Source organism: Psychrobacter sp. Sarcosine-3u-12, assembly GCF_002836005.1.
Classification (GTDB): Bacteria; Pseudomonadota; Gammaproteobacteria; order Pseudomonadales; family Moraxellaceae; genus Psychrobacter; species Psychrobacter okhotskensis.
In genome coordinates, this window is sequence record NZ_PJBY01000107.1 from 1 (window position 1) to 13,854 (window position 13,854).

Below are 13,854 nucleotides of genomic sequence, written 5' to 3' on the forward strand. Positions count from 1 at the left end.
ACCATAAAAGATACGCCTTAATATCCCATAATGATAAAAATCAATGAGAGCTTGTTATGAGTGACATCAATTCGCAAACTTTTGCAGCGCTACCCGTCTCTAAAAAAACAAAGAAGCCCGTGATACATTTTGCCCATGCCAATGGTATGCCAAGCGCGGTTTATGAAGCGTTTTTTGCAGGTCTTAGTGAGTTTTTTACGATTGAATATATTGCGATGTTAGGTACTAATCCCGACTATCCAGTCGATGATCACTGGCGCCGTCTGACTCAGCAAATTATCGATAGTGTGAAAAGTACTTGTGAGAAGCATGGTGTCGCGCAAGTCGTGGCCGTTGGACATTCGCTGGGCGCTATGTGTACCATGCAGGCATTGTACCGTGAGCCCCAGCACTTTGCTCAAGCAGTATTAATGGATCCCCCTTGGATTTATGGTAAAGTCAGCTTTTTTTGGCATTTGGCAAAGACGGCTGATAGGCTGCCATTGATGAACAACCGCTTGATGGATAAGCTATCTCCAGCTGGGGTATCTAAGCACCGCCGCGATGTTTGGGATAGCCGCGAAGATGCCTACGATAAAATGCGTCACAAAGGTTTTTTTAAGAACTTTGATGAGCGTAGCTTTCAGGGTTACATTGAGCACGGTTTACATGAGCGTGCGGATGGCAAAGTGACCTTAGCGATTCCAAAGTCCGTTGAGGTAGATGTCTTTCGAACCAATCCCTCATGGTATTGGCTAACGCCAAACCGCGCCCCAAAGCCGCCAGTTACCCTCATTATTGGGGAAGAAAGCTTGTTTTTAAAACGCCGTTTCCCGCAGCAAATAAAATCACGACTTGGTATTCCTTATACGACCCATACGGGTGGTCATATGTTCCCGCTTGAGTATCCAGAGTCTGTGTCACGGCAAGTATTGGACTTAATCAAGCAACAACTACCAAAATAAATCATGCGCGCTACTTATTTGACTGCTCAGATTAGGGCGTGTCCTAGTCCTAATATAAAGTTGTCGTCAGCATTGATACTCTATATCACTGAGTCACCATTTTATGCCAAATCATTTTAGTGCTGCCAAGCAACGGCTGATAAACTCGCCTAAGCGTTTGCCGTTATTTTCACGCTTGGAAGTGTTTTTACTGACCATAGGTATAGTCGTCGCATTCTTTATCAGTCAACTGCTAGGAGTCTATATCGCAGGCAAGCTGCTGCTGCCGGCTATTAAAAGCGCAAACGTGGCTGATGTGTTTTTCTATGGCAGCAGTAATGGCACGGTCGTGAGTGTGTCCATTATGATTGGCGGTGTATTGCTGGTCGCCCTCATCGTTATGTTGATTCGGTTAAAAGGCGGTAATTGGCAGCGCTATCTTGCGCTTAATCCATTTTCAGTCGCGGTTGGCGTTGGGATGCTAGGTATATTATTGATATTTATGATTGGCAGTCAGGCGCTGACTTACTGGCTTGATAAATCGCCACTGGTGTTTGTCGATCCGTTATATCAGTCCGTCAGCTCAGTGTGGCTGCTAGTATTTGCGATGGTGATAGTCGCGCCATTATACGAAGAGCTGGTCTTTCGCGGCATCCTATGGTCGGCCATTACTGAGCAATTCGTCGCCTCACCAAGTCAAGAGCTGCGCGGGGCGATCATTGCTAGTATCGTCACCAGTGTAATATTTGCGGTGATTCACTTGCAGTATGGCGTTTATGAAATCAGCACTATCGTGGTGCTGGCATTGATATTTTGCTATGCCCGTATCAAATCTGGCTCGCTGCTACTGCCCATGCTGCTTCACATTGTCAATAATGGCGCAGCGATGGGGCAGTATTTAGCGCAAACCGCTTAATCAAAATTTTCTTAAGAGAATTTGCTTAATCAAAAAGAGCTATGCATCAGGGTTTAATGCCAAGACTTCAGCGGCTGCTTGTTTAACGTCATCTATCGTCAGTTTAGGTTTGCCACTCAATGCCTGTCGCCATTTGCGAGCTCCCGTCAGCCCTTGAAATAATCCTAAATAATGCCGAGTCATCGTTGGCAGCGCTTCACCTTTGGCCAGTTGCTCTTCTAGATAAGGATAAAGCTGCGCCAATATATCTGAGCGCTTAGGTGCAGGCTCACCCCATAAGCTATTGGCTTCTGCTAGCAGATAAGGGTTATGATAAAAGGCGCGGCCAATCATCACACCGTCTATATGCTGCAAGTGCGCTTGAATATCTGCGACGGTCTCGATACCACCGTTTATCTCGACATCAAGGTCTGGAAAGTCTTGTTTGAGGCGGTAGACATCATCGTAACGTAGTGGTGGAATTTCGCGATTTTGCTTGGGGCTAAGACCTTGTAGCCATGCGGTGCGAGCGTGGACGATAAAGCGCGTACAACCAGCAGCAGCGACCGTCTGCACAAAATCTGCCATAAACTCATAGCTATCAAAATCATCTATACCAATACGATGCTTGACGGTTACTGGGATATCGACCGCCGTTTGCATGTGTTTGACCAAGTCAGCGACAATATTTGGCTCGGCCATGAGACAAGCGCCAATTTTATTATGTTGGACGCGATCCGACGGGCAACCAACATTGATATTAACCTCATCATAACCATGCTGTTGCGCGAACTCGGCACACTGGGTCATCTCATCAATATCTGCACCGCCAAGTTGCAGCACGATAGGCTGCTCGATCGCGTCAAAGCGTAAATGCCGTGCTCGATTACCATGTATCAGCGCCCCTGTACTGATCATTTCAGTATATAAGTAGACGTGCGGATTAAAAAGTCGCGCAAAATAACGATAATCCGTCGTCGTCCAATCGATCATGGGGGCAACTGAGAGTCGTTTATTGGTCATATCAACCATGGATAATAAGCCTTAATATTTTATTCTTTGAGTGTGAGTGTTTTGCATAGAGACAACAGGTGTCGTAAGCACAATGGGCGAATATTCAATACGCCCTTGCTAGACCACCTGATCAATTCTTTTGAACTGGGGTAAGTTGTAAAAATACAGTCCCATGATAATGCCAATAAAGCCGATAAAGGCGATATAGAGAGCGGGTGAAAAACTGATAAATAACGTGGCATAGCCCAGCCCAAAAGGTATAAGTACGCCCACGATGCCATAGGTGATATTATAACAAAAAGCCATTCCGGTAAGGCGCACATTGGTTGGAAACAGTTGCACAAGAATAGCCGGTACCATACCGACAATGCCAGCACAGAAGCCCAGTAGCGCATACATAATCAAGATATAGTCGCCGCCTGCTTGCAAGTGATAAAAGAAAGCAAGCATTTGAGCGATTAACAAGGCAGAACCAACAACCAAAATTTTGCCAAAATTCTCATGATTAGACACTAAGCCATAAAATATGCAGCCAAAAATCATAAAAACAATACCCAAACTGTGCGAAAATCCAAACAAATCAGTATCTAAAGTAAAGCGTAATTCTATTAACTCTGGTAATAAAAGAATGACGACAGTCGTAATGCTAGAAATAATCAACGTCAGCATCATGCCGACAAATACTGAATGTTTGTGATTTTTAAAGAGCAGGGTAAGCGGCTTGGCAAAATAGCTCTTGGGTTTCGATTTTTCCATCGCGATAAAAAACGGTGATTCACCAATCAATCGCCACGCAAGTAACGGCAAAAAGCTCAGTATTGAGGCGATAAAAAATGGCAGCCGCCAGCCATAATCCGTCAACTGCTCAGGGGTCATTGCTCCGGTAAGCCAACTAAAAAAGGCATTAGAAAATAATACACCGACGAAGAAACTGGCAGTTACATAGCTACAACCTACAGAAAGATACTGCCGCGGCACATGTTCCGCCACAAAAACCCATGCTAAAGGTACATATAGGCCATAAGCCATCCCCTGTACCAGCCTGAGTAAAATAAATAAAGCGGGCGCAACCAAGCCCCACTGCGCATACGTCGGCAGACATGCCATCGCTAATAAACTGGCAGCAGTGACGAGCAAGCTTATAAGTAATATGGGCTTTCGACCTTTGATATCCCCATAACGACCAAAAATAATGCCGCCAAGTGGCCGTGCCAAATAACCGACCGTAAAGAGGCCAAGCCCTTGTAGCTTGGCGACGGTAGGACTGGTACTAGCCGGAAAAAAAGCAAGCGAGACGATATCTGCGATGTACAGATAAATCAAAAAGTCAAAAAATGTCACCGCGCTGCTAAAGCTGATAAGCATCACGATATTTTTGTCTTTAGCAGACATCAAAGCATATTGAGAACGAGACGGCATAATAGATCACGCATCCACACAGTAAACTGATTGTTAAGACGGTCATCATCTAGATAACCGACCATAATAAAAACCGGCAAATCAATATAGATAGATAATGATTTGCCGGCATAATAAAAATAAGGCTTTTTGAATACGAAGGCTAATGAGCCACTGACTCTTAAAATAAGTGACAGACATTCAGTACGCTATAAATTTGGTTAAAAGGAACCTATAATCTATAGCAGCCAATCGATTGGCAGCCATGACATGATGGTCAGCCAAACGTGGTCACCCATATCAACGCGCGGCTCTGTATCGTAAATCACTTTTTTACCATTTTCCATGGTATGCCACTGTAAAGCACCGCTCTCCAGCAACTTGACTTCATACGCCTGATTTAACAAATCATCGCTGAGTGCACCGTGTAGCTGGCTTGCCAGTTCTTCATCATTAATAATGACGCCCATTTCGGTATTGATATTGGCAGAGCGCGGATCGACATTGTATGAGCCAATAAACACCTGATAATCATCCACAGCAAAGGTTTTGGCATGTAAGCTGGTTGAGGATTGGCTGCGAGCTTTCCACAGTTTGTTTTCGCGTTTTTCTTCCGCAGCGGTGGACTTAAGCTCGTAGATTTTCACCCCTGAGCGCAGCAAATTGGGACGCCATTGACTGTAGCCAGAATGCACCGCCGTCACATCGGTTGCATCAAATGAATTGGTCAAAATTTTGATTTCAATACCTGCTTCGGCCAATTGTACCAGCGTCTTAACGCCATCTTTGGTTGGTACGAAGTAGGATGAAATAATAGTCAAGCGCTTGGTGGGCGTGCCCAGCAAGGTACGCAGCTGATGTACCAAATTGGTATTGGCAGGAACGGTTTTGGTCAGTTTGCCGACATCATCACTCAAAAACTGCATATCCGTCCAGCGAAAGGGCACCTGCTTATTGATTAAATCAGTATCGATAGAGGAGTCTTCGATGGCGGTCTTATAAACAGCCAAACTACTGCGAGTATTATTTTTTTCATCTTGATCGAGCTTGTCTAACGACGCTAAGAAGTCTTTACTTGTCCCTTTATCAGCGGTTACCAGCGTTTCGATGTCAAATGAGATGGGCGAGGACCAGTAGCTAGCAAAGCTATTATCGATATCGGCCACTACTTTGCCGATCAGTAATACATCTAAATCCGCAAATTGGCTGTTTTGATTGTTACTTAAGTATTCATCACCGATATTTCGACCGCCAATAATGGTAATTTGCTTATCAAAGGTCATGCTCTTATTGTGCATACGCCGATTGATACGCGGTAAGCCCGTGACAAAATTTAAGGTCTGAAATTTACGATGCATTAACGGATTGATAATGCGCACCGCGATGTTTGGGTGGCTGGCAAAACGTAATAAACGCTGATCAAACTTGGCGTTATTATTAAAATCATCGAGCAATAAGCGCACGATAACGCCGCGCTCAGCTGCTTCCCATAAGTCTTTTAAAAGTAGCTGACCGGCCTGATCATCGTGCCAAATATAATATTGCACATCGATATTGCGCGTGGCCATACCGGTCAGGATACTGCGCGAAGCAAAAGCATTGGCGCCAGTCACAATCGGATGATAGCCGGACAAATCAGGGTGAACGTTGTTCTGTTCACTAATGGCCGCGACCAGATCCGTATTTTCACCGCCATTATTCTTATTGTTAGTACTGTCATTATTTTTAGGTTTGCTGTCTTGCTGATATAAAGCATTAACACGCGCTGATAACGCTTGGCTCTCAGGCAAATGTGGCTTCTCAGGCAAACTCTGGCAGCCAGTAAGACCTAAGGTTAATCCGAGTGTTAGACTGAGCGATAAATTGCTTGGTTCTATACTTAGCATCGACATAACTGATTAACCCTAATGAGCCTTGATTTATTGGAATGCTGCTAAAATTTTAATGAATATGTTCATCTTTATAAAATAATAGCACTGATGATGACGCTTATAAAAATAACGTCCTAGGCCAAGCTTAAATAGTCGCTAAGCTTAGCAGTTGTTGTCTTATCTGCCTATTATAAATACGTTATTTTTTGGCTTAAGCGCTTGACTAAGCTCGCATTTAACTCTAATTTCGGGTTTTAGTATTCTGCGAAAGCGTATTCAAAAATAATATTTAGTAGTGCTCTGAAACCAGATGTTTGGAATAAGTTGACATGATATGATAACGCTGATGAATGGTGTCGATAATTAGAGAATAAGCCGTCATTTTATGCTCAACCATTTTACTAAGAATTATTTTACTACCAACAAGAGTAACGGAAGATTTATGAGTCAGTCGCAAGCGCATGATGATAACCATTTAAATAAATTAGATCCTAACTGGCGCAGTGACGCGCTCAATTTAGACCTTGATTATGGCATGCAGACCATCGCTGTGCGTGCAGGGCAACATCGCACCGATGAAGGCGAGCATTCAGAGGCTATCTTTACCACCAGCTCCTATGTTTATGAGTCGGCGGCGGACGCGGCAGCGCATTTTAATGGTGACAAGACGGGCAACGTTTACTCACGCCACACCAATCCAAGCGTGCGTACCTTTGAACGTCGTTTGGCAGCGCTTGAAAATGGTGAGCGTGCGGTGGCGACAGCCTCAGGCATGGGGGCGATTTTGACCATGTGCTTGGCGTATTTAACAGCAGGCGATCATCTGCTTGCTGCCAATCAATTGTTTGGCTCATCCATTGGTCTATTTAATAATTATATGGCAAAGTTCGGTGTGGAAGTCAGCTATGTCGATTGCTTCGATAATGACGCGTGGGCTAAGGCTGTACAGCCAAATACCAAGGTTATTTATTGTGAGAGTCCTAGTAATCCATTGGCGCAGATTTGTGATATCGACTATTTAAGCAAGCTATGCAAGGCCAACGATATCTTATTGGTGGTGGATAATTGCTTTGCCACGCCAGCGCTGCAGCGTCCACTCGACTTGGGTGCCGATGTGGTGATACATTCTGCGACCAAGTATTTAGACGGGCAAGGTCGTGTATTGGGCGGTGCCTTGGTCGGTAGCGATGCGCTGATGCAAGAGGCCTTTACCGTGGTGCGCTCAGGCGGTATCAGCATGAGCCCGTTCAACGCGTGGGTCTTTACTAAGGGGCTTGAGACGCTGAAATTGCGTATGCAAGCGCACTGCAACAATGCCAATCAAGTGGCGGATTTTTTGGTCAATCATCCCAATGTCAGCACGGTGCACTTTTCAGGTTTGAGCGATCATCCTGCGCATGAACTGGCGACGCGTCAACATCATATGAAAGGCGGCTATGGTGCTATTATGGGTTTTGAAGTCAAACCATCTGCTAGCACTGATTCAAATAGTCAGGATTCAAAAGCCGCTGCATGGCATGTGATAGATTCCACGCAAATGGTCTCTATCACCAATAATTTGGGCGACGCCAAAACCACGATTACCCATCCGGCGACCACTACCCATTTTCGCCTGACGCCTGAAGCACGAGCAGAAGCAGGCGTCAAAGACGGCCTTATTCGTCTGTCGGTCGGCTTGGAAGATGTAGAAGACATCATTAAAGATTTGGCGCGTGGTTTAGACAGTTTGTAAAGATAACGGTATAATCACCGTTAACGCATAAAATTTACGTTATGATCTACGTTAATAAAAATTACTCATTACTATATTACTCATTACTATAAAGACAAAGAGGCAACTATGAATATCCAAGCATTGATGCAACAAGCACAAACGATGCAAAAGAAAGTCGAAGCAAACGTTGAAAATGCTAAAAAAGAGCTGGCCAATAAAGAAGTGCAAGCTGAAGCGGGCAGTGGTTTGGTAAAAGTCACTATGACGGGTCGACATGTGGTTAAGCGTTTGACCATCGATCCAAGCTTGCTTGAAGATGAGCCGGATATGATCGAAGACTTAATCGCTGCGGCTATCAATGACGCGGTGCGTCAAGCGGATGAGCTGTACGAAGAAACGATGGCAGGCGCGACCTCAGGTATGGGTCTGCCACCAGGTATGCAAGGTATGTTCTAAGCAACTGCCTTTTAACTACTAAGTTTGTAAAGGTTAAGTTTTTAGGTGCCAAATACTGCATATTGAAGACAAAAATGGGGTTGTTATCGACACGATACGACCCCATTTTTATAGCTACGGTTTATAAATTAAGTTAAATAAAGGAAGTTACTTTGCTGACAGCCAAATTTGATCAACTGGTCAAACAACTGCGCATTTTGCCGGGTGTGGGTCAAAAAAGTGCCCAACGTATGGCGCTGCATCTGCTCACCAAAAAACGTCCACAAGGCATGGCACTGGCGCAAGCGCTTGATGAGGCGATGCGTGATATCGTTGAGTGCGAGCGCTGTCACAGTTTTAGTGACGAGGCCGTTTGTCCACTATGCCAAGACCCAAGGCGTGATGATGGCCTATTATGCGTGGTCGAAACCGCAGCAGATGTGATGGCTATCGAGCAAACGGCAGGTTATCGTGGTCGCTACTTTGTTTTAGGCGGTCATTTATCACCGATTGATGGTATTAGCGCTGATGATTTAAATATCGATCAACTGGTCTGGCGGGTTAAGCAAGAGCCTGTTGAGGAATTGATCTTGGCAACGGGTACGACTGTCGAAGGGCAGACCACCGCCCACTTTATCAGCGAAGCCGTCGGCCGTCATGTCAATAAAGTGACGCGTTTGGCACAAGGTGTCCCGATGGGTGGCGAGCTGGAGTACCTTGATAGTATGACCCTTGGACAAGCGATGCAAAATCGTTCCTTCTTATAGTATTTTCTATAGCAATTTCATAAGTTCTCTATAAAACCCAAATCTTGCCCATTTTATTTTATGAACTTGTTATAATTGCTTAATTGCTACTATTGTTATCTTTCATTAAGACGCAGTTTGGCGTTTTATTTTCTCCTATTTATGCAGGTATCTGCCCGTGTCCAACAATGCTTCATTAGCTTCAACAGCTTCTACCCAATCAAACCGTGCAGACAACACTGCTGCTACTGACGATGCATCAAAGCAATCAATTAATACTGATATAGCGTCAACAGCTGTGCCGCCTGAACCAAATATCGATGCATTATTGGATATTGCGGATGAAGTTGCCATCACGTGGGTGCGTGAGCAAGATGGTTTGGCTGAAGTCATCGATGCATTGGCGACTTGCGGGCGAGTGGCGTTAGATACCGAGTTTATCAAGCGCGATACTTATTATCCACGCTTGGCATTGGTACAGCTAAATACCGGCAATCATGTATATTTATTGGATGCGCCGCAATTGCAGTTGGCTGATTTTTGGCAAGCGCTTAGCGAAGTTGACGTAGCGATTTGGCATGCTTGTGGTGAAGATTTGGGGATTTTTTATCTGTTGTCTGGTTGCCCGCCATTGACCAATATCTTTGATACGCAAATTGCGTTGTCTTATTTGACGGGACAGTTGCAAATGGGCTATCAGCAAGCGCTCGATGATCAGTTAGATATGCACATCGATAAAGAACAAAGTCAGTCGGACTGGCTACAGCGTCCGCTCTCAGATGAGCAAGAGCAATATGCGATTGATGACGTACGCTTCTTGCCAGCGCTTTATTTGAGCCTCGAATACGAGCTAAAAAAGCAAGGACTGTTTGAATATGTCTGGGCGGATTGTCAGCTTTATGCCAGCGATTTGTACGACGCTCAGCATGTTGAGGACGAAGCGATGTACTTAACGATGGCTGATTATCGCTATAACTCGCAGCAAATGGCGATATTAAAAGCGGTGGCGACTTGGCGAGAAGAGCTGGCGCGTTCGACCAATCAGCCGCGCACTTTTGTGATTAAGAAACAAGCTGTACGCGAGATTATCACTGAAAAGCCAACCAGCATGCGCGAGTTGGCGCATAAAACTACGATGCACCGTAGCATGTTGCGACTGTATGGCGAAGAGTTGCTTAAAGTAATAAAAGAGGCAAAAAATCTGCATCCTGCTGAATATCCAGACTGTCTATTGCCGCCTTATCGCTCAAAAAACAAAGTGCTGTCAAAGGCTGTGCAACAAGCGATCGATGAGCAAGCAGAAGCTATTGGCGTGCCTGCTAATGTATTAATGCGTAAAAAATGGCTGGGGCAGCTGTATGAAGTGATTGCATTTGATAAAGATTTAAGCAAGCTACCAGAAGGCTTAAAAGGCTGGCGCAATGAGTGGGTGACGCAAACCTTGATACCAGTAATTGAGAAGCACAAAACTGAATTACAGCAAGGCATGGGTGTTAAGTAAAGCGATTGTTGTTAACCAATAGATTATTCGACCGTAGCCAGTCGTTGTGCGATGTCCATATCTTTAATTTGACAAGCATACTGTGAACTATAATAATTTAACATATCATTATTGATGGCAACAGCCGGTAACGGATCGTCGTATGTATTCATAAATCGTGTTTTGCCATCAACTTGAGTATAAATTGTATTTAAACGTTGATAAGTACTATTCGAACAATCTACTAAGAAGTGACTAATAATAGTCTCTAAAGGTTTGTCAAAATCCAATAGTATTTGATCGTTGATGTCGTCACTTACTTCAAATCCGTTTAGCATAACTATCTTTTCCCAATAATCTACTTTATCAGAGTCTTGATTTTCCATATTTACATTGACTAAATCAGTATACACTTCTACTTGCTCGTTACTAACAACAAAACTCCAAAAAGGGTCTAAAGGTGGCTCATTTAACTTTATGACTTTGGACTTGTCGCTAAAATATGAGTAGACACCAAATAAGCCAGAGCAGAGTATTATAACAATTAATATTTTAAGATTATTTGGTTTAGTCTCTAAATAACTATATTTATTTGGATCAAATTCATTATTGCTCATTAGTTTATACTCAATTTAAATCTAACTTGTTATCTAGTTTTTTTCTAATCTAACGCTCAAACTTCCCATGCTCTAGAAAGTAAAAGGCTTGTTTAGCGACTTCTTTGTTAACTAACATGCCGGTATGTGAGACTGGCATGACGATATGATCGACTGCTGCCTCCATTTTGGTTTCTTCTACATACACTGTGCCATCGTGGTCAAGTTGCTGCTTCAATGGTGGCACATCTGCTTTACGCAGTTTGCGGTTATGATGATGCAAAAATAACTGTCCCAAACCATACGGGCGATTCCCTGCAATCACACCAAGCTCAATGTGTTTTGGTAAAGGTGCGACGGTTCCATCTAATGCATCGATATATGAGCGTCCCACCACAGCTGGGATCAAGCGCCAAATATAATCCGCACAAATGCTACCCATATGCGGCGTACCTAGTGTGACGCACCGTCCAATTTGCCATTGCGGATACGCAGTGACAAAATCGCGAATAATTAAACCGCCCAAACTATGACCGACCAAATCGATTGGCTGGTCTGGATGATGATGGTTTTCTAGCCAGTCATTTAATCGGGCACTATTGGTTTTGATGCCGTCACGCATACTACGATAACCGAATTGATGAGTATCAAATCCTGTTGCTTGCAAGCGTTTGGCCAGTGGTCGCATGATCCAAGCGGTTTGATGCAGACCATGGATGAGAATGACGCAGTTTTTTTGTGGCATGGCACTTTCCAACAAAGTAAAAATAGTTTTGGTAACATATGAAAAAGAATGCTAAAAACATGAAGAATCAGTCTTTATAACTCATATAATCTATGTATATTAAATCTAGCTCAAGTTTGACGGGTAACCCTCCCAAACCTAAGACACCTAATAAATAGAATTAAGCTGCCTGATTCAGTTTCTGTATTGGCGTAAAGCCGCCATTGCCCATATTCGGGCGCTCATGATTATAATGGTATAACCAGTTTTCTGCTTGTGCGCGTACCTGCTCTAGATTATCAAACAGTTCCTGATTTAACCAATCATACCTCATCGTTCTGTTAAAGCGCTCTACATAAGCATTTTGCTGTGGATTGCCAGGCTCAATATAACTAATAGTGATGCCTTGCTGCTCAGCCCAATCTTTGAGCGCATTGCTGATGTATTCAGGGCCATTATCGCATCTTATCTGCACAGGTTTGCCTCGACATTCAATGAGCTGATTGAGACTGCGTATGACCCTTTGCGCCGGTAGTGAGAAATCAACTTCAACCGTTAATGCTTCACGGTTATAATCATCAATCACATTAAACAGTCTAAAGGCACGCCCATCGGTTAAGCCGTCGTGCATAAAGTCCATGCTCCAGCTGTGGTTGATCTGGTCAGGTACAGCCAGTGGAACGGGTTTAGCACGTTTAATGCGACGTTTAGGCTTGATTCTAAGGTTTAATTCAAGCTCACAGTAGATGCGATACACGCGCTTGTGATTGTACGGCAGTCCCATGACGTTACGTAGGGTTAAAAAACATAAGCCAAAGCCCCAGTTCTTGTTTTCATTGGTCAGTTTGATCAGTAAGTCGGCTATGTGCTTATTCTCGTCTGTTGCCACTGACTTGTGATAGTAACAGGTGACGCTGATGTTAAAGATCAAGCAAGCACGGCGTATGCTAATATTACGCGCTTCAATATAGTGACAAGCGAGCTGTCTGCGCCTTTGTGGCGCTACCACTTTTTTGTCATGGCGTCCTGCAATATATCGGATTTAAGACATTCGTCAGCGTACATCTTCTTAAGACGTGCGTTTTCAGTCTCAAGTGCTTTAAGACGAGCAATCAAAGAGGCGTCCATGCCGCCATACTTTGAGCGCCAGTTATAAAAGGTGCTTTGGCTGATGTTATGCTCACGGCATAGCTCGGTGATAGGAACGCCTTGTTCGGCTTGCTTTAAGATGTTGACGATTTGGTTGTCGCTAAAACGGGTCTTTTTCATAGGATTCTCCTGCTGATATATTTTAGCAGTTAATCTCTACTTCTAAGTGTTCTTTTTTTTAGGGGGGATTACCGACGCATTTTGCGGAGCTCTATTTCCAACCTTATATGGCAATATATACTAAAGATAATTGAGCAAACCAGTGCCCAACCTAGAAAGCTTAGTAAATACTTATCCCAATGTTTATAGATAACAAGTTGGTAGTTGTGACTGAGCTTTCTGTTTTCTGCAATTTCTTGATTTTCTAAGTAATCTATAAAAGCGCCACTATCATCATATCCAAAGCAGTTTTGTTGCCACGATCTATTAGAATACTGAGTTTTCCAAATTACTTCTCCATAAGTACCATATAATTGAGCTTTGCACAGCGTTTTTTGGAAGCTATTACTAACTGCGCTAGGATTCCTGTTAAAAACGAATACTCCTGATATATTAGCAGTAGTAATAGGTTGATCATCAAATAACACAGTCTTCTGGTCAAGTAGGTTTACTTTAACAACTTGACAGATTGCGATTTCGTTGTGTCGTTTTTTTTCACAGCTGATGTTTAACTTATAGTCATTAAAATAGATACTGATAACTGTGGCTAGAGCAGCAAAAAACATGATGCCTGCTATGAGTATGACACCTTCAATCTGAATGGGCTCGTGATTAGACACTGTCGTATTTTTATTTGCACGAGTCATTTTAGCTATTCCACATAAGATTAAATAAGAAGGTCATTATTATAAAGCGTTTGCTTATAGATACAATTGTGATTTTAATTAACTATAGTTGATTAAATTTAAA

13 protein-coding genes are annotated in these 13,854 nt (G+C 43.5%); 6 read left to right on the forward strand and 7 right to left on the reverse strand.

Features of this window, described 5'->3' with window-relative positions; genetic code table 11:
* The first annotated feature begins 56 nt into the window (after positions 1–56).
* Together CXF65_RS11320 and CXF65_RS11325 are read left to right on the forward strand one after the other, a co-directional pair.
* Positions 57–944 (forward strand): alpha/beta fold hydrolase, encoded by an 888-nt coding sequence (locus tag CXF65_RS11320; protein WP_101212105.1) that lies wholly within the window; start codon positions 57–59, stop codon positions 942–944.
* 103 nt (positions 945–1,047) lie between these two features.
* On the forward strand, positions 1,048–1,839 hold the full coding sequence (locus CXF65_RS11325) for a CPBP family intramembrane glutamic endopeptidase (protein ID WP_198552004.1): 792 nt from the start codon (positions 1,048–1,050) through the stop codon (positions 1,837–1,839).
* A gap of 39 nt (positions 1,840–1,878) precedes the next feature.
* Here CXF65_RS11325 and dusA read toward each other — a convergent pair whose 3' ends face one another.
* The 3 genes from dusA to CXF65_RS11340 all read right to left on the reverse strand — a co-directional run bounded on the left by dusA (position 1,879) and on the right by CXF65_RS11340 (position 6,122).
* The gene (gene dusA / locus CXF65_RS11330; RefSeq protein WP_101212106.1) at positions 1,879–2,850 is read right to left on the reverse strand and encodes a tRNA dihydrouridine(20/20a) synthase DusA; all 972 of its coding nucleotides are present in this window, start codon (positions 2,848–2,850) and stop codon (positions 1,879–1,881) included.
* 99 nt (positions 2,851–2,949) lie between these two features.
* A complete protein-coding gene (locus tag CXF65_RS11335; protein ID WP_101212107.1) occupies positions 2,950–4,251 on the reverse strand; it encodes an MFS transporter in 1,302 nt (433 codons plus the stop codon).
* A 218-nt stretch (positions 4,252–4,469) separates the two neighbouring features.
* On the reverse strand, positions 4,470–6,122 hold the full coding sequence (locus tag CXF65_RS11340; protein WP_101212108.1) for a phospholipase D family protein: 1,653 nt from the start codon (positions 6,120–6,122) through the stop codon (positions 4,470–4,472).
* A 421-nt stretch (positions 6,123–6,543) separates the two neighbouring features.
* Here CXF65_RS11340 and CXF65_RS11345 point away from each other — a divergent pair, with 421 nt between their 5' ends.
* The 4 genes from CXF65_RS11345 to CXF65_RS11360 all read left to right on the forward strand — a co-directional run bounded on the left by CXF65_RS11345 (position 6,544) and on the right by CXF65_RS11360 (position 10,497).
* Positions 6,544–7,833 (forward strand): O-succinylhomoserine sulfhydrylase, encoded by a 1,290-nt coding sequence (locus tag CXF65_RS11345; RefSeq protein WP_101212109.1) that lies wholly within the window; start codon positions 6,544–6,546, stop codon positions 7,831–7,833.
* Between the two features lie 108 nt (positions 7,834–7,941).
* Positions 7,942–8,271 (forward strand): YbaB/EbfC family nucleoid-associated protein, encoded by a 330-nt coding sequence (locus CXF65_RS11350; RefSeq protein WP_025651278.1) that lies wholly within the window; start codon positions 7,942–7,944, stop codon positions 8,269–8,271.
* A 152-nt stretch (positions 8,272–8,423) separates the two neighbouring features.
* A complete protein-coding gene (recR, locus tag CXF65_RS11355) occupies positions 8,424–9,017 on the forward strand; it encodes a recombination mediator RecR (protein ID WP_025651277.1) in 594 nt (197 codons plus the stop codon).
* A 157-nt stretch (positions 9,018–9,174) separates the two neighbouring features.
* Positions 9,175–10,497, forward strand: coding sequence for a ribonuclease D (locus CXF65_RS11360; RefSeq protein WP_101212110.1), 1,323 nt, complete (start codon positions 9,175–9,177; stop codon positions 10,495–10,497).
* A 23-nt stretch (positions 10,498–10,520) separates the two neighbouring features.
* On the opposite strand, the gene CXF65_RS11365 is transcribed toward CXF65_RS11360, so the two are convergent.
* The 4 genes from CXF65_RS11365 to CXF65_RS11380 all read right to left on the reverse strand — a co-directional run bounded on the left by CXF65_RS11365 (position 10,521) and on the right by CXF65_RS11380 (position 13,751).
* Positions 10,521–11,093: a hypothetical protein gene (locus CXF65_RS11365; RefSeq protein WP_101212111.1), complete on the reverse strand. Its 573-nt coding sequence runs from the start codon at positions 11,091–11,093 to the stop codon at positions 10,521–10,523.
* Positions 11,094–11,142: 49 nt separating this feature from the next.
* Positions 11,143–11,817 carry an esterase/lipase family protein gene (locus CXF65_RS11370; protein ID WP_101212112.1) on the reverse strand — a complete coding sequence of 225 codons (675 nt, stop codon included), beginning with the start codon at positions 11,815–11,817 and terminating at the stop codon, positions 11,143–11,145.
* A 160-nt stretch (positions 11,818–11,977) separates the two neighbouring features.
* Positions 11,978–13,065 (reverse strand): IS3 family transposase gene (locus tag CXF65_RS11375; protein WP_198552005.1). Its coding sequence is split into 2 segments (ribosomal slippage): positions 11,978–12,813 and positions 12,813–13,065, totalling 1,089 coding nucleotides; the frame shifts between segments, so codons are not numbered across the junction.
* 68 nt (positions 13,066–13,133) lie between these two features.
* Positions 13,134–13,751: a hypothetical protein gene (locus CXF65_RS11380; RefSeq protein WP_101212113.1), complete on the reverse strand. Its 618-nt coding sequence runs from the start codon at positions 13,749–13,751 to the stop codon at positions 13,134–13,136.
* Between the last annotated feature and the right edge of the window lie 103 nt (positions 13,752–13,854).

Bases quoted from the DNA above. Each gene is read 5' to 3' on its own strand.
- CXF65_RS11320 (WP_101212105.1), top strand. From the start codon at position 57: ATGAGTGACATCAATTCGCAAACTTTTGCAGCGCTACCCGTCTCTAAA.
- CXF65_RS11325 (WP_198552004.1), top strand. From the start codon at position 1,048: ATGCCAAATCATTTTAGTGCTGCCAAGCAACGGCTGATAAACTCGCCT.
- dusA (WP_101212106.1), bottom strand. From the start codon at position 2,850: ATGGTTGATATGACCAATAAACGACTCTCAGTTGCCCCCATGATCGAT.
- CXF65_RS11335 (WP_101212107.1), bottom strand. From the start codon at position 4,251: ATGCCGTCTCGTTCTCAATATGCTTTGATGTCTGCTAAAGACAAAAAT.
- CXF65_RS11340 (WP_101212108.1), bottom strand. From the start codon at position 6,122: ATGTCGATGCTAAGTATAGAACCAAGCAATTTATCGCTCAGTCTAACA.
- CXF65_RS11345 (WP_101212109.1), top strand. From the start codon at position 6,544: ATGAGTCAGTCGCAAGCGCATGATGATAACCATTTAAATAAATTAGAT.
- CXF65_RS11350 (WP_025651278.1), top strand. From the start codon at position 7,942: ATGAATATCCAAGCATTGATGCAACAAGCACAAACGATGCAAAAGAAA.
- CXF65_RS11365 (WP_101212111.1), bottom strand. From the start codon at position 11,093: ATGAGCAATAATGAATTTGATCCAAATAAATATAGTTATTTAGAGACT.
- CXF65_RS11370 (WP_101212112.1), bottom strand. From the start codon at position 11,817: ATGCCACAAAAAAACTGCGTCATTCTCATCCATGGTCTGCATCAAACC.
- CXF65_RS11380 (WP_101212113.1), bottom strand. From the start codon at position 13,751: ATGACTCGTGCAAATAAAAATACGACAGTGTCTAATCACGAGCCCATT.